At 57.7% G+C, this 13,541-nt stretch carries 19 protein-coding genes and 1 tRNA gene; 19 read left to right on the top strand and 1 reads right to left on the bottom strand.

Annotated features, from left to right (window positions below; genetic code table 11):
• Nucleotides 1-93: 93 nt before the first annotated feature.
• From ACOYW1_RS23915 to ACOYW1_RS23905, 3 genes are read left to right on the top strand one after another with little or no spacing between them, the layout of a single operon-like run.
• On the top strand, nucleotides 94-1,074 hold the full coding sequence (locus ACOYW1_RS23915) for a hypothetical protein (RefSeq protein WP_482420034.1): 981 nt from the start codon (nucleotides 94-96) through the stop codon (nucleotides 1,072-1,074).
• Nucleotides 1,064-1,309: a hypothetical protein gene (locus ACOYW1_RS23910; protein WP_482420033.1), complete on the top strand. Its 246-nt coding sequence runs from the start codon at nucleotides 1,064-1,066 to the stop codon at nucleotides 1,307-1,309. Before ACOYW1_RS23915 ends, ACOYW1_RS23910 begins: the two co-directional genes overlap by 11 nt.
• A 20-nt stretch (nucleotides 1,310-1,329) precedes the next feature.
• Nucleotides 1,330-2,325 carry a tRNA 4-thiouridine(8) synthase ThiI gene (locus tag ACOYW1_RS23905; protein ID WP_482420032.1) on the top strand — a complete coding sequence of 332 codons (996 nt, stop codon included), beginning with the start codon at nucleotides 1,330-1,332 and terminating at the stop codon, nucleotides 2,323-2,325.
• Between the two features lie 134 nt (nucleotides 2,326-2,459).
• Here the strand turns inward: ACOYW1_RS23905 and rlmN are convergent, their stop codons facing one another.
• The gene (rlmN, locus tag ACOYW1_RS23900; protein WP_482418104.1) at nucleotides 2,460-3,530 is read right to left on the bottom strand and encodes a dual-specificity RNA methyltransferase RlmN; all 1,071 of its coding nucleotides are present in this window, start codon (nucleotides 3,528-3,530) and stop codon (nucleotides 2,460-2,462) included.
• A gap of 120 nt (nucleotides 3,531-3,650) precedes the next feature.
• Here rlmN and ffh point away from each other — a divergent pair, with 120 nt between their 5' ends.
• The 16 genes from ffh (at nucleotide 3,651) to ACOYW1_RS23820 (ending at nucleotide 13,498) form a co-directional block, all read left to right on the top strand.
• Nucleotides 3,651-4,979, top strand: a complete 1,329-nt coding sequence (gene ffh / locus ACOYW1_RS23895; RefSeq protein WP_180142632.1) for a signal recognition particle protein — start codon at nucleotides 3,651-3,653, stop codon at nucleotides 4,977-4,979.
• A gap of 20 nt (nucleotides 4,980-4,999) precedes the next feature.
• On the top strand, nucleotides 5,000-5,254 hold the full coding sequence (gene rpsP, locus ACOYW1_RS23890) for a 30S ribosomal protein S16 (protein WP_482418103.1): 255 nt from the start codon (nucleotides 5,000-5,002) through the stop codon (nucleotides 5,252-5,254).
• Nucleotides 5,255-5,299: 45 nt separating this feature from the next.
• The gene (locus ACOYW1_RS23885) at nucleotides 5,300-5,530 is read left to right on the top strand and encodes a KH domain-containing protein (protein WP_092211420.1); all 231 of its coding nucleotides are present in this window, start codon (nucleotides 5,300-5,302) and stop codon (nucleotides 5,528-5,530) included.
• Complete coding sequence (gene rimM / locus ACOYW1_RS23880) at nucleotides 5,520-6,044, top strand: ribosome maturation factor RimM (protein WP_482420031.1); 525 nt, start codon at nucleotides 5,520-5,522, stop codon at nucleotides 6,042-6,044. The genes ACOYW1_RS23885 and rimM overlap by 11 nt, the downstream gene beginning before the upstream one ends.
• The gene (gene trmD / locus ACOYW1_RS23875; RefSeq protein WP_482418101.1) at nucleotides 6,041-6,787 is read left to right on the top strand and encodes a tRNA (guanosine(37)-N1)-methyltransferase TrmD; all 747 of its coding nucleotides are present in this window, start codon (nucleotides 6,041-6,043) and stop codon (nucleotides 6,785-6,787) included. The genes rimM and trmD overlap by 4 nt, the downstream gene beginning before the upstream one ends.
• Nucleotides 6,777-7,361, top strand: coding sequence for an RNA methyltransferase (locus ACOYW1_RS23870; RefSeq protein WP_482420030.1), 585 nt, complete (start codon nucleotides 6,777-6,779; stop codon nucleotides 7,359-7,361). The genes trmD and ACOYW1_RS23870 overlap by 11 nt, the downstream gene beginning before the upstream one ends.
• Nucleotides 7,362-7,482: 121 nt before the next feature.
• Nucleotides 7,483-7,830: a 50S ribosomal protein L19 gene (rplS, locus tag ACOYW1_RS23865; RefSeq protein WP_092211417.1), complete on the top strand. Its 348-nt coding sequence runs from the start codon at nucleotides 7,483-7,485 to the stop codon at nucleotides 7,828-7,830.
• 78 nt (nucleotides 7,831-7,908) lie between these two features.
• On the top strand, nucleotides 7,909-8,502 hold the full coding sequence (locus ACOYW1_RS23860; protein ID WP_482420029.1) for a ribonuclease HII: 594 nt from the start codon (nucleotides 7,909-7,911) through the stop codon (nucleotides 8,500-8,502).
• A gap of 35 nt (nucleotides 8,503-8,537) precedes the next feature.
• On the top strand, nucleotides 8,538-8,906 hold the full coding sequence (locus tag ACOYW1_RS23855; protein ID WP_482418098.1) for a YraN family protein: 369 nt from the start codon (nucleotides 8,538-8,540) through the stop codon (nucleotides 8,904-8,906).
• The gene (gene rsmI, locus ACOYW1_RS23850; protein WP_482420028.1) at nucleotides 8,881-9,753 is read left to right on the top strand and encodes a 16S rRNA (cytidine(1402)-2'-O)-methyltransferase; all 873 of its coding nucleotides are present in this window, start codon (nucleotides 8,881-8,883) and stop codon (nucleotides 9,751-9,753) included. The genes ACOYW1_RS23855 and rsmI overlap by 26 nt, the downstream gene beginning before the upstream one ends.
• Before the next feature lie 917 nt (nucleotides 9,754-10,670).
• Nucleotides 10,671-10,949 (top strand): 4Fe-4S dicluster domain-containing protein, encoded by a 279-nt coding sequence (locus tag ACOYW1_RS23845; protein ID WP_482420027.1) that lies wholly within the window; start codon nucleotides 10,671-10,673, stop codon nucleotides 10,947-10,949.
• On the top strand, nucleotides 10,930-11,208 hold the full coding sequence (locus ACOYW1_RS23840) for a hypothetical protein (RefSeq protein ID WP_482420026.1): 279 nt from the start codon (nucleotides 10,930-10,932) through the stop codon (nucleotides 11,206-11,208). Before ACOYW1_RS23845 ends, ACOYW1_RS23840 begins: the two co-directional genes overlap by 20 nt.
• Nucleotides 11,201-12,082: a heterodisulfide reductase-related iron-sulfur binding cluster gene (locus ACOYW1_RS23835; RefSeq protein ID WP_482418095.1), complete on the top strand. Its 882-nt coding sequence runs from the start codon at nucleotides 11,201-11,203 to the stop codon at nucleotides 12,080-12,082. Before ACOYW1_RS23840 ends, ACOYW1_RS23835 begins: the two co-directional genes overlap by 8 nt.
• Before the next feature lie 139 nt (nucleotides 12,083-12,221).
• Nucleotides 12,222-12,542, top strand: coding sequence for a DUF1844 domain-containing protein (locus ACOYW1_RS23830; protein WP_482420025.1), 321 nt, complete (start codon nucleotides 12,222-12,224; stop codon nucleotides 12,540-12,542).
• Nucleotides 12,543-13,412 carry a 4-(cytidine 5'-diphospho)-2-C-methyl-D-erythritol kinase gene (ispE, locus tag ACOYW1_RS23825; RefSeq protein WP_482420024.1) on the top strand — a complete coding sequence of 290 codons (870 nt, stop codon included), beginning with the start codon at nucleotides 12,543-12,545 and terminating at the stop codon, nucleotides 13,410-13,412. It begins immediately after the preceding gene.
• 11 nt (nucleotides 13,413-13,423) lie between these two features.
• Nucleotides 13,424-13,498 (top strand) — tRNA-Gln (locus tag ACOYW1_RS23820).
• Nucleotides 13,499-13,541 lie beyond the last annotated feature (43 nt).

Here is a 13,541-nt window from a genome sequence, read left to right as displayed (position 1 = left end):
AAGTACCACTTTCTAAACGCCTTTTATCTGACCGCGGCCCAACCGTAACAGACCTACAGAGCCGGGATTCCCAACGGGGAACCGGGATGGTTTATGACACAAAAAGCTTTGTTGATTTGTCTTGCCTTTCTCCTGTGTGTGTTCGGGACGGCCGCTTATGCGGACGCCCCTTCTGAGAAAGCGCTTTTTACCGCCTTTGATCACCTCGAAAAGAGCGTGGGGGCCCCGTCGGGGGCACCGGACGCCGAGTCTTTGGACACCCTTTTCGCCTTTGTCGACAACATCTCCGCATCCGGCACTGTCTGGGAAGAAACCCGTAAGGGCCGGGGCACCGGCGTGGGTGTTGCCTTTGCCGTCCCCTCCTCCATGGACCGGTTTATCCGGTACATGTACGATCCGAATATTCCGGTGAGCGCGGTGGTGCCGGGCGTGGTGCGCCTGGTTCGCGATGCCGGGAGCACGGAGGCCTGCAAGGGGAGCTACACCCGTCTGGGTGAAGAGGGCGGGGGGCTTGAAACCCCTGTGGTGGTGCGCAGCCGCTACGTCATGGAGATTACCCCGGACGGAAACTCCGGGGCGTACTATGGCTACGACCAGAACGAGTTGACCCTGCTTTCTTCGCGAAACGGGCGGCGGTTTCTCCTGACGGCATCCCGCCAGACCGCTCCTTCGGACGTCAGCAATATTCTGTTGCCACCCGTGACGGAGGGACCCTTTACTGCTATTCCGGGAAGAAGGGGCTTACCAAAACGGGCCTCGGCTGGGTGGACTCTTACATTTACACCTCCATTGCCATCACCGTTTATCTTGAGGATTCGCCGGGCTCAGGCACCCTCACGGCGGTGTCGTGCAAGTGGCTCAATGCCGGGTAGAAATCCACAGACGCTCGGTACGTCCCCATCACATTGCCGATGGGATCGAGCGCTTTGCAGCGCACCTGGGCCGGTTTCTCACCTCCCCCAATATTCCCGAACCCACGGAACTGGCAGGGCTTGTGAACCGAGTCAGGGCCACGGGAGACAAGGGCCTCAGAACAGTCTTCTGCAAGCAGCTGGAGGCGTTGGTGGCCCCTGACCAGAAGCGTGCCTCCATGATGGATGGTGACTATGTCCAGGGGTTGGATCGCGAGGAACTCGTGGCGGGGATCCTCTCCACGCATATGGAGTCCCTCATGGCCGGGGGGGACCCTGTGTTTCTCAACGGCTTGTTGGGCCACGGCGTGGCGACCCAAGACCCGTCCCTTTTGACCGGGCGCATGGAGCAGCCGGTATCCCGGATCCCTTCAGGGGCCGGGCCCGCCTTGAATTGATATCGTAAGGAACCCATTCCATGACAGATAAGAAGAAGAGTGTACGGGCCATCGGGCTCTGTTCCGGGGGACTGGACAGCATCCTGGCAGGCCTGGTGCTGAAAGACCAGGGGATCGACGTGACGTGGATCTGTTTCGAGACCCCGTTTTTCCCTGCGGACAAGGCACGGAAAGCCTCAGAGATGACGGGGATTCCCCTCATCGTAAAAGAGATTACCGAAACTTACCTGGAGATGCTCACCGACCCCCCGTGCGGGTACGGAAAGCACATGAACCCCTGCAGGGACTGCCATGCCCTGATGTTCCGCCTGGCAGGCGAAGAGCTGGAAAAAGGGGGGTATGATTTTCTCTTCAGCGGAGAGGTGGCCGGTCAGCGGCCCCTGTCCCAGAACAAGCAGGCCCTTCGTTACGTGGAGAAACGCTCCGGTTTCGACGGAAAGGTGCTTCGGCCCCTGTCGGCCAAGGTGCTGCCCGAAACCGAGGTGGAGACCCTGGGCCTGGTGGACCGTGAGCGGCTCCTCGGTATCCAGGGACGCTCCCGAAAGGAGCAGATGGCCCTGGCCAAGGCTTACGGTATCGAAGAGTATCCGTCACCTGCCGGCGGGTGCCTGCTGACGGATAAAAAATATTCGGATCGCCTGCGGGACCTGTTTGCCAGCGGCAAGGCCTACGTGCCGAGCGACCTTCACCTGCTCAAGCAGGGGCGGCACCTTCGCCTGCCCGGCGGTGAGAAGGTGATTGTGGGTCGCACCAAAGGGGACAACCGCTGGATCATCACCTATCACGAGCCCGAGCGTCACCTGCTCATCGATCTCAAGGGCAAGGGGAGCCCAACGGTGCTGGTGGATGTTGACGCCTCCGAGGAGACCATTGAGGTGGGCGCCGCCCTCTGTGCGGGGTATGCCAAAGTGCCCCCCGGCGAGGTGGTGGAAGCGGTGGTGAAGTCAGCGGACGGCCGTCGCGTGATCTCTGTGGCTTCGGTGGATCCTGCCGATTTCCGGGACAGCATCATCTGACACCTTAAGCGGTTCAGTTCAGATTTGAAAAACAGACAGCCCGATGGGGGACGGATCCCCATCGGGCTGTCTGTTTTTCAGGGGCCTTCGCCTTTGGCGCAAGGCCGCTGAAAGCGATTGGGGCCGTCCTGGTTTCAGGCCTCCGGCGTCTTTTTGAGCTGGTTGGCCCTCAGCTGCCCGCAGGCCGCTGAGATGTCCCGCCCCTTGCTCTGGCGCACGATGGCGGTGTAGCCCGCGTCGTGGAGCAGCTGGAGAAAGTGATCCACGGTGGCGTCGTCGGGGCGCTTGAGGTCGCTGGCCTCGTGCTCGTTGAAGGGCAGGAGGTTGATCTTCACCGACAGGGGGCGGAGCATGCGGATGAGCCGGGCTGCATCGGCGTCGCTGTCGTTGATCCCTTTCATGAGGATGTACTCGATGGTGATCTTCTCCCGCTGGCGCAGGGGGTATTTTGCCAGGGCCGCCAGGAGCGTTTCGATGGGGTAGGTGTCGTTTACCGGCATCAGGGCGCTGCGGGTGGCGTTATCCGAGGCGTTGAGGGAGACGGCAAGGTTCACCGGGCTGTTGGCTCCCAGCTCTGGAAGCCGTCCCACCAGACCGCAGGTGGAGACCGTGATCCGTCGGGAGGAGAAGCGCAGGCCGTAGTCGCTGTCCGTGAGAACGGACAGGGCGGTAAGGACCCGGGGCAGGTTGGCCAGGGGCTCGCCCATGCCCATGAAGACGATGTTTTGAAAGGGCTTTTCAGTTTCGGCCGCATCCTCGTCCATGGGCAGGTCGGACAAGACGTCCCTCACCTGGCCGATGATCTCCCCTGCGGTGAGGTTTCGCTTGAATCCCCCCTGGGCGGTGAGGCAGAATTTACACCCCTGGGCGCACCCCACCTGGCTGGAAATGCACAGGGTTTTTCTGTCCTTTCCGGGGATGAGGACCGACTCGGTGTATTCCCCGTCGGCAAGGCGGAACAGGTATTTCCGTGTTCCGTCAGAGGAAATTTCTACGTTTGCTTTTTCGAGACGGGGTATGGTATAGTTTTCGTCAAGCAATGCCCTTAATTCTTTGCCAAGATCCGTCATCTCCTCAAAGGAGTCGGCCTGACGGATGTAAATCCATTTGAAAATCTGTCCAGCTCTATATGGAGCGATGTTGCGCTCTTTGAGCCAGGCTTCAAGCTCGGGCCGGGAAAAATCTTTAATATCTCTTTTTTTCATATATTTTCCATGGGAATCGTGTATAATAAGGAGTTTCGTTTTCTTGGTATACCCTTATCCGGTAAAAATTTCAATGACTTTCATGCGCCCTTGACGCCTCTGATAATGATTTAAGGTTGTATGTTCGATAATTTAACCGAAAAGCTGACGTCGGTCCTTAAAGACCTGAGGGGCCATGGAAAACTCACGGAGAAGAACATCGACGGCGCCCTCAAAGAGGTGCGCATGGCGCTCCTTGAGGCGGATGTCCATTATAAGGTAGCCAAGACCTTTGTGGGTGAGGTCAAGGAACGTGCCCTCGGTCACGAGGTCATGGAGAGTCTCACCCCCGGCCAGCAGGTGGTCAAGATTGTCAATGATTCCCTGGCCGACCTCATGGGGTCGAGCCATGAGGATCTGGTCCTTGCCGGAGAGAAACCGGTCTCTGTGATGTTGACAGGGCTCCAGGGTTCCGGTAAGACAACCACGGCCGGTAAGCTGGCGCTTTATCTCCGCAAAAAGGGCAGAAAACCCTTCCTGGTGCCTGCGGACGTGTATCGCCCCGCGGCCATCGATCAATTGAAAAAACTGGCGTCTCAGCTGGATGTGCCCGTCTTTGATTCCGAAGTGGGTATGGATCCGGTTGATATCTGTCGGTCGGCACGGGCCGCGGCCCAGCAGAACGGGTGTGACACCCTGATCCTGGATACGGCGGGTCGGCTCCACGTGGACGAGGAGCTTATGGCCGAGCTGGTCCGGATCAAGTCCGAGGTAACCCCTTCGGACATTCTTCTGGTGGCCGATGCCATGACCGGTCAGGACGCCGTGAACATTGCCAAGTCCTTTGACGGTGCCTTGGACCTCGGCGGTGTGGTCCTCACCAAGATGGACGGCGATGCGCGGGGAGGGGCGGCCCTCTCCATCAAAGCCGTTACCGGCAAGCCGATCAAGTTCATCGGTACCGGTGAAAAATCAAGTGCTCTGGAACCGTTTCATCCCGATCGGATGGCGTCTCGTATTCTGGGGATGGGGGACACCCTCACTCTCATCGAGAAGGCCGCCGAGATGGTGGATGAGAAGAAGGCCCAGGACCTTGAGAAAAAGTTGCGTAAGAATCAATTCACTCTGGAGGATTTCAGGGATCAGCTGGTTTCCATCCGCAAGATGGGGTCGCTGGGTGATATGCTGAAGATGCTTCCCGGGGTGTCGGGAAATAAACAGCTGAAGAACCTGGAGGTGGATGATCGGGAGATTGTCCGCATTGAGGCCATCATCAATTCCATGACGGCGGAAGAGCGGCGCAAACATGCCATTGTCAATGGCAGCCGCCGGAAGCGTATCGCCATGGGCAGCGGGACGTCGGTACAGGATGTCAACAAGCTCCTGAAGAACTACACCCAGATGATGAAAATGATGAAAAAGTTCAATAAAGGCGGCATGCGATCCTTACGGGGCATGCTTCCATTTTAGATGAGGAGAAAGAAAAAGCAATGGCAGTAAAGATCCGATTAGCAAGGGGTGGGGCCAAGAAGAAGCCTTTTTACCGTATTGTTGTGGCCGATTCAGAAGCACGGCGAGACGGCCGGTTTCTTGAGATCGTCGGGACCTACGATCCGCTCAAGGACCCTGCAAAAGTGACTGTTAAACATGACCGCGTGGGCTACTGGCTTGGCGAAGGTGCCATTCCGACCGATACGGTTCGCGACATCCTGAAAAAGGAAGGCGAGCCGGCTTCCGCCAGCTAATCTACGCACCAACCCAATTCTCATATGCCCGAAAGGAGATGCGAGATGAAAGAGCTGATCAACTATATTGCCCAGGCCCTTGTGGACAACCCGGATGAAGTTGTGGTTTCTGAAGTGGAAGGCAATCAGACGTCTGTTCTCGAGTTGAAGGTGGCGAAAGAGGATTTGGGAAAAGTGATAGGTAAACAGGGACGTACTGCACGCGCTATGAGGACAATTCTCAGTGCAGCATCTGCTAAGGTGAAGAAGAGGACTGTTCTGGAAATTGTCGAGTAAGAGCGATTCGGGAAACAGGCGTATAGCCATCGGCAAGATCATCGGCACCCACGGGCTGAAAGGCGGCGCGCGTGTCTACTCCTGGGCGGAGTCCACGGACTCCTACGCCAAGGGTATGCAGCTGACCGTTGCGGCTCCGTCCGGTGATGTCGAACTGACCGTGCAGAGTGCAGCTCCCCATAAAAAGGGGCTGCTCCTCACCTTTAAAGAGGTGGGGCACATCAATGACCTGGAACCGTTGGTCGGTAGCGAGCTCTTTGTGGATCGAGCCGACCTCCCGGAACCTGAGGATGGATCCTATTACTGGGTGGATATCATCGGGCTTCGGGTGGAGACGGAAGACGGGGAGTTCCTCGGAAAGGTGGCTTCCATTTTTCCCACGGGGAGCAATGATGTGTATGTGGTCAAGGATGGAAAAAAAGAGATCCTTGTGCCGGCCCTTGCGTCGGTATTGAAGGAGATCGATCTGGATCAGGGGATCATGGTGGTGGATCTTCCGGAGGGGTTGTTGTGAAGTTTGTAGTTCTGACGATCTTTCCCGAGATGATCAACCCGTTTCTGGAAAACGGCATGCTTCGGCTGGCCGTGGAACGTGGAATTATTGATGCCCGGGCGTTGAACATCCGTGACTATGCCGAAGGAAAGCACAGGGTAACCGACGACAAGCCCTATGGCGGCGGATGCGGAATGGTTATGAAACCGGAACCGCTTTCCCGGGCCATTGGGGCGGCCTCTGAGATAGCTCCCACTGCAAGACGGATTCTCCTGACTCCCCAGGGACGGCCCTTTGATCAGGCCATGGCGCATGACTTTGCTGCGTCTGATGGTCTGATTTTTATTTGTGGCCGTTACGAAGGGGTGGATGAGAGGATCTGCCAGGGCATGGTGGACGAAGAGGTGTCCATCGGTGATTACGTGATGACCGGCGGGGAACTCGCTGCCATGGTGATCGTTGATGCGGTGACACGCCTTTTACCCGGAGTGCTGGGGGGAGACGAGTCGGCCGAAAAGGATTCCTTTTCCGGCGGGCTTCTGGAACACGCGCACTACACCAGGCCATCTGTCTTTGGCGGCGAGGGGGTGCCGGATGTTCTCATGTCCGGAAACCACGCCGAGATTGAGAAGTGGCGCAGGGAAACTTCCCTCATCCGTACTTTTCTCAAAAGGCCGGACCTGCTTGAACAGCGGGAATTCAGCCGCGAGGAAAAACACGTGTTAACCGAATGGTGCAGAAGGATTGAAGATCTTGTCGGGTGACGGTGACGTAACACAGGCGGACCTTCATGTGGTTCTGGTTCATCATCCGGTGCGTAACAAAACCGGTGAGACCATCTGTTCGGCGGTGACGAACCTGGATATCCACGACATTGCGAGGACCTCACGGACCTTCGGTGTCAAGGGATACTATATCGTGACCACCCTGGAAGATCAGAAGGTGCTGACGGAAAAGATCGTCGCCCACTGGACCACCGGTCGGGGTGGCGAACTCAACCCCGCTCGGAAAGAGGCCCTTGAGCTTGTCAAGATTCGTGGGTCCCTTGACGAGGTGGTGGCGGAGATTCGTAACGACTCGGGGCTGGCGCCCCGTGTGGTGGCCACGTCGGCACGGCAATACGCCGATGCCCTGTCGTGGCAGGCGGGTCGAGCGTGCCTGAGCGAAGGCGGCAGGCCCATGGTGCTGATCTTCGGAACAGCCTGGGGCGTCACCGATGAGGTGATTGCTTCAGCGGATCATGTGCTGGAACCCGTTGACGGGGGCACGCATTACAATCATCTTCCGGTGCGGGCCGCAGTGGCGATTATTCTGGATCGCCTCCTCGGTCGGCGATAGCGGAAATGGATGCGTCGGTGTTTTTCTTGTTGATCGATATTGACGCCCTGTGGGATGTCTGATATTGATTACCGGATTTGTTAGACTATACGGTGACCAATTTTACGTTTGGGAGTAAATAATGGATATAATTACTAAAATCGAAAAAGAGCAGATGCGTCTCGACGTACCTCACTTTGTGGCCGGCGATACGATTCGGGTTCATGTGAAAATTGTCGAGGGTGAAAAAACCCGTATTCAGGTATTTGAAGGGGTTGTAATCAGCAAGAGCAAGGGCGGGGTCAATGCACGTTTCACCGTGCGCAAGATCTCCAACGGCATCGGTGTGGAGAGGGTTTTTCCCCTGCACTCCCCGAGCGTCGACCACATTGAAGTGGTGACTCGCGGCCGTGTTCGTCGTGCCCGTATCTACTACCTCCGCAACCTGCGAGGCAAGGCAGCGCGTATCAAAGAGCGTCGCCTTCACTAATTCCGATCCGTGGCTGGTCCGGATTGATTCAATCCGGGCCGCGTGCCATGGATATCAGTATTGCGATAAAGGGTTGCTATGTGGACCTATGAGAAAAAAGCCGTTTCAAACGGCTTTTTGCGTGTTGCGGGAGTGGACGAGGCCGGAGTAACTGGCAGGGCGGTGGTGGCCGCGGCGGTGGTTTTGCCCACAGGCTTTGAGGTCGGAGAGATCACCGACTCCAAAAAGCTCACCCCCAAAAAACGGGATCGCCTCTACGACTATATCCGCTCGGAAGCAACGGCCGTGGGTGTCGGGATTGTGGACGCCGAAACCATCGATAGCGTCAACATTCTCCAGGCAAGCCTCGCTGCCATGCGGGAAGCGGTCATGGACCTTGGCGATGCTCCGGATTTCCTCCTTGTGGACGGAAAGTTCGAGGTGCCCATGTCCCTTGCACAGGAAGCTCTGGTGAAGGGCGACTCCCGGTCGGCCTCCATTGCCTCGGCCTCCATTGTGGCCAAGGTGGTCCGGGACCGAATGATGGCGGAGTACGCCGAAACCTATCCCGAGTACGGATTCGCCGGGCACAAGGGCTATCCCACCAAGGCCCATAAAGAGGCCATTGCGACCTTCGGGCCCACCCCCATCCACCGCAAGACCTTCAGGGGCGTTGCTGAACACGTCGCCTGACAAACCTGTTCCCAGTCGACCTCTTTCGAGGGACCATGTCCTTTTCCCGCATGCGGTTCGGCCGACGCAGTGAAAAGCGGGCGGCCCGCCACCTGAAACGTCGTGGGTATCGAATCCTGGCCATGAATGCCGTGACCCCCGTGGGGGAGATCGATATTGTGGCCGAGGACGGAGAGACCCTTGTCTTTGTGGAGGTCAAGGCGCGAACCACTCTCTTGTTCGGACACCCCGAAGAGGCTGTCACCCGGGCCAAGCAGGCTACCCTGGGCCGCGCCGCCCTTTACTGGCTGAAAAGCCGCGATGCCCTTTCGAGACCGGCACGGTTTGATGTGGTGGCCATCATGGCCGGCGGCGCCTCGGAGGTTCAGGTGATTGAAAATGCCTTTCCCATCCCCATCCGATAAGCAGGACGACGGTCCTGCCCTCTATATTGTTTCAACCCCCATCGGCAACCTGGAGGATATCACCCTCCGGGCACTTCGCATCCTCAAAGAGGTTTCCCTTATTGCCGCCGAAGACACGCGGCATACACGAAAGCTCCTCTCTGCCTACGATATCACCACGCGCATGACGGCCCTCCACGAGCACAACGAGGAAGAGCGTGCCGCCAAAGTCATTGAGAAGGTCCTGGCCGGTGAGAGCGTGGCCCTGGTCACCGATGCGGGCACTCCGTGTATTTCAGATCCCGGTTATCGCCTGGTGTCTGCTGCGGCCCGCGCCGGGGTGCGGGTGGTTCCGGTGCCCGGGGCGTCAGCCCTTCTAGCGGGTCTGGCTGCAGCGGGCCTCCCTACCGATGCCTTTCATTACCAGGGGTTCCTTCCCAAAAAGCAGGGCAAACGTCGTGAGATTCTTTCGGCCCTGGCTTCCCTTACCCATACCTTCGTTCTGTATGAATCCCCGGCCCGCATTGAGCGGCTCCTGGGGGAGCTGACGGATCTCCTTGGAGATCGACCGGCGGTGCTGGCCCGTGAGCTGACCAAACGCCATGAGGAGTTCTTGAGGGGGACGCTCTCGTCCATTGCCCGTGAACTGGCCTCGCGCCCCTCTGTGAAGGGGGAGTGCACCTTGATGGTGGGGGGCGCCACGGAGAGTGTCGCTCCCGCTGTGGTGGATCTTGATGAAGAGATCCGCCGGGCCCTGGCCGACTCCGATGACTCGCCGTCCCGTCTTGCCAAGTCCCTTGCCAAGCGCCTGGGGCTCCCGAAAGGGGAGGTGTATGACGCCGTGGTCAGGCTCTCCGGCGACAGGTGATCGGCAGGTTCCGGGTTTCTCATCGCTGCCGGCTCCAGGTATTTTCCTGTCTTTCGTCCTTGCCATGGCAATGGATCGTTGCCCTGTTCACAGGGCCAGCGCATTAAACAATTCCGTTGCCTCCGGCGGGTCGCTTTTTGAAAAAGCTCCGCAAAAACGTTCCGGTAATCAAGACAGGTCTCTTCAGTCTCTGCGGGACTGAAGAGACCTGTCTTGATAAGCGAAGAAATGAGAGGGGCTATGGCCGGTTGCGACGCGCCCAAAAAAAAAAATGAAACCTGTTTGTCAAACTTTTCAAACGTTTGGCCCCCGGCAGGGCCGCCGGAGGCCAGAGCTAAATGCGTTTGCTTTGGCCCTGTTCAGGCTTCTGGTTGTGCCTTGTTGTTACTGCTGTCGGGATGACTTGCTTGACTGTTCCGCTGTGGGTAACCATTGAGTGATGTTAGTAATAATTCTTATTAAGTTAATCAATTAAAAAACTTAAAGATCTCCCTGGGATAAATTTACCGGGTGGTAAACAGCGCTGCGGGACTGTGTTGACATTTTTTTGCCTGCTAGGTATAAACGCGGACCCTGTTGTGTGTGTTACTTATTGCCTTTGTTGGGGATTTTTTGTGGGTCCGCAAGCTGCGGGATTGCCTTCGTGTTCCCGGCAGGGGACAATGGCTTGACAGGATAGGTGAACAATTAGAAAATGACATACCCCCTTACCATTTCCCATGGGGCGGGCTTTGCTCCGGGAAGCGGCAGGTGTCGGTGCTTTGCAGGCAGAGATCGAGTGCGCCTTTTTTGGGTTCGTTTCGGTCGGGCGACGCTGTTTTGAGGGGGAAGCCGGGTGCCAGTTTTTTGCAACCTCACCGATGATGCCGCTGCTCCGGCGGGCGTGCTGTCGCGGTGACCGATCCGGGTGGGCTGATATGAAGGTTGATCATTCTTTTTTCGAGGAGGTTTCGGCCAAAAGCGGCCAGGACCTCTCCAGGTGCTTTCACTGCATGTGCTGCTCGGGCGGTTGCCCGGTGGCCCACGGCATGGACTATCTGCCCAACCAGATCCTGCGCATGATCCAGCTGGGCATGAAACAGGAGGTTCTGGAGAGCCGTGCCATCTGGATCTGCGTCGGGTGTTACGCCTGGGCGTTGCCCGACCGAGTGCCCAAACCGGGTACATATCCCCTACATGATGGACGCCCTGCGTGAGATCGCCCTGACCGAGAAGGTCAATGTCGGTGAAAAAGACATCTGGGCCTTCCACCGGGAGTTTTTGAAGCAGGTTCACAAGCGGGGCCGCATCTACGAACTCGAATTCATGGCGCGCTACAAGCTGGCCACCGGCAACCTGTTTCAGGATGTGGCCATGGGGATGAAGATGTTCCGCCTCGGGCGGCTGGAGATGCTGCCCAGCAGTGTGAAGCACAAAGAGATCATGAAAAAAATCAGGGAGGCCTGCGATGAGTAACACAAAAAGCACCGGAGAAAAAAGGCTGCGTCGTGTGCACTACTACCCCGGATGCTCCCTGATGTCGTCGGCCAGGGATTTCGGCACCTCCCTGTTTCAGATGTTCCGTCTCATGGGCACCTGGGTGGAGCCCCTGGCAGACTGGAACTGCTGCGGAGCCTCGCCGGCCCACAGCGTCAACCCCGATTATGCCACCCTCCTTGCAGGACGGAATATTCTCCTTGCCGAACGCCAGGGCATCGACGACCTCTATGTGGTCTGCCCCAGCTGTTTCGTTCGCCTTCGTACGGCGGAAAAGATCCTGGCCACCGATGCCTCCATGAACGCCAAGCTCGCCAAGGCCTGTGGCCGGGAGTATGAGGGCGGCGTGCGCCTGAAGTTTACCCCGGAGATCCTTTCCGATGCCCCCATCGTGTTTGAAAAGGCGGTGGTCAATCCCCTGGAGGGGCTTCGCGGCGTGCTCTATTTCGGGTGCCTTCTGACGCGTCCCGAATGGATCACCGGCTTTGATATCCGCCCCTACGAAAAAAAGCTCAAGCGTCTTGTGAACGTGCTGGACGTGGAGACTCCGGACTGGAGTTACAGCAAACAGTGCTGCGGATCCCACCTGGCCGTGACAAAGCCTGATATGGTGGACGGCATGGTGGACCGGATCCGTGATCACGCCCGGCGGGCCGGTGCCAACTGCATCATCGCCTTTTGCCCCTTGTGCCAGGTGAACCTGGAGCTTCGGGGCAAGGAGGTGGAGCCCCTGCCGGTTTTCTATATTTCCGAACTCATCGGCATGGCTGCCCGGCTGCCCGGTTACCAGAACTGGGTCAAAAAGCACCTGGTGGACCCGCGCCCGCTCTTGAACCAGTTGGGGCTTCTGTAGCGGGGGAGGAACTCATCCTTGATGTCGGTGAACGGTTTTTTTATAGTGGGGCAATCGCCGCGTGCCTGGTCCGGCCGGGTATCCGGCGGACGGCACGGGCGGCAGGCGTATTTAAACCAATCGTCAAGGACAAGGCACCATGGAAAAACAGGATAACACCGGCACCGAGGCGTCCGGATCCAAGGGCGGGCAGGAAGCCCCTCCCTTGCCCGGCATCAACTTCTCCACGTTTATTTTTTCCCTGAACTCTTCGGCATTGGTGCATCTGGGCATGATTACCGCACCCGGTGGCGGGGCCAAGGCCATCAACCTGCCCCTGGCCAAGCAGACCATCGATATCCTGGGGATGCTTGAGGAGAAGACCTCCGGCAACCTCACCGATGAGGAGATCAACCTGCTGACCAACATGCTCCATGATCTGCGGATGATGTATGTCAAGCTCAAGGAGCAGGGGGCGTAGGTGGAATTCAAGAGTCCTGCCAAGGTAAATCTTTTCCTGCACGTGACGGGCAGGCGGGAAAACGGGTACCACGACCTCTGCTCGCTGATGTGTGGTGTCGGTCTGTACGACCGGGTGGTCATCGAGCCGTCGGATGCGGGTATTTCCCTGTCCTGTGTGTACCCCGGGGTTCCCGAGGACGAAAGCAATCTGGCCTGGCGTGCCGCCTCTCTCTTTTTCGACGCCGCGGGCATTGACGGTGGCTGCCGCATCGCCATCGACAAGCGCATCCCGCCCGGGGCGGGCCTTGGGGGGGGCAGTGGGAACGCGGCAACGGTTCTTAAGGGACTCAACACCCTGTACGGGGGTCCCTTTGATGAGACGGCCCTGGAGGCCCTGGCCCTTCAGCTTGGAGCCGATGTCCCTTTTTTTATCCGATGTGCCCCGGTTTTGGCCACGGGGGTGGGGGAATGTTTTGAGTCCCTGCCGCCCATCAAGCCGTATCACCTGCTTATTATCTATCCGGGCACGGGGTTATCCACGGAAGAAGTGTATAAAAATCTCAAATTGGGATTGACAAAAAGTGAAAAAAAAATTAAAAGTCGTCTGTTGAATGAAGGGGTGATCGATCCTCTCCACCATCTTCATAACGACTTGGAACCCCCTGCGCAGAAGCTGTCACCGGCTGTCGGGGACGCCAAAGCGGCCTTGGAAAAGGCCGGAGCGGAAGGCGTGCTGATGTCCGGGAGCGGTTCGTCAGTTTTCGGCCTTTTCCGTGAGCCACAAGAGGCGCAGGCGGGGGAAACGCTGCTGATGTGCCTGAGGGGGGATAAGCCGAAAGAGTATGCCGGATGGCAGGTTTTTTTGGCTGAATTGTTGTTGACATTTTGAATATACATTGCAGGGGCGTCGTCAAGTGGTAAGACACTGGATTTTGATTCCAGCATTCGCAGGTTCGAATCCTGCCGCCCCTGCCAAATTTATTTATACCGGCAGTGTTTCCGGGAAAACGGGAATGGA

This window comes from Desulfoluna sp. CYM3A, assembly GCF_056829965.1.
This window is presented reverse-complemented; position numbering and strand designations above follow the sequence as displayed.

Bases quoted from the DNA above. Each gene is read 5' to 3' on its own strand.
- ACOYW1_RS23915 (WP_482420034.1), top strand. From the start codon at position 94: ATGACACAAAAAGCTTTGTTGATTTGTCTTGCCTTTCTCCTGTGTGTG.
- ACOYW1_RS23905 (WP_482420032.1), top strand. From the start codon at position 1,330: ATGACAGATAAGAAGAAGAGTGTACGGGCCATCGGGCTCTGTTCCGGG.
- rlmN (WP_482418104.1), bottom strand. From the start codon at position 3,530: ATGAAAAAAAGAGATATTAAAGATTTTTCCCGGCCCGAGCTTGAAGCC.
- ffh (WP_180142632.1), top strand. From the start codon at position 3,651: ATGTTCGATAATTTAACCGAAAAGCTGACGTCGGTCCTTAAAGACCTG.
- rpsP (WP_482418103.1), top strand. From the start codon at position 5,000: ATGGCAGTAAAGATCCGATTAGCAAGGGGTGGGGCCAAGAAGAAGCCT.
- ACOYW1_RS23885 (WP_092211420.1), top strand. From the start codon at position 5,300: ATGAAAGAGCTGATCAACTATATTGCCCAGGCCCTTGTGGACAACCCG.
- rplS (WP_092211417.1), top strand. From the start codon at position 7,483: ATGGATATAATTACTAAAATCGAAAAAGAGCAGATGCGTCTCGACGTA.
- ACOYW1_RS23860 (WP_482420029.1), top strand. From the start codon at position 7,909: ATGTGGACCTATGAGAAAAAAGCCGTTTCAAACGGCTTTTTGCGTGTT.
- ACOYW1_RS23855 (WP_482418098.1), top strand. From the start codon at position 8,538: ATGTCCTTTTCCCGCATGCGGTTCGGCCGACGCAGTGAAAAGCGGGCG.
- rsmI (WP_482420028.1), top strand. From the start codon at position 8,881: ATGCCTTTCCCATCCCCATCCGATAAGCAGGACGACGGTCCTGCCCTC.
- ACOYW1_RS23845 (WP_482420027.1), top strand. From the start codon at position 10,671: ATGAAGGTTGATCATTCTTTTTTCGAGGAGGTTTCGGCCAAAAGCGGC.
- ACOYW1_RS23840 (WP_482420026.1), top strand. From the start codon at position 10,930: ATGATGGACGCCCTGCGTGAGATCGCCCTGACCGAGAAGGTCAATGTC.
- ACOYW1_RS23835 (WP_482418095.1), top strand. From the start codon at position 11,201: ATGAGTAACACAAAAAGCACCGGAGAAAAAAGGCTGCGTCGTGTGCAC.
- ACOYW1_RS23830 (WP_482420025.1), top strand. From the start codon at position 12,222: ATGGAAAAACAGGATAACACCGGCACCGAGGCGTCCGGATCCAAGGGC.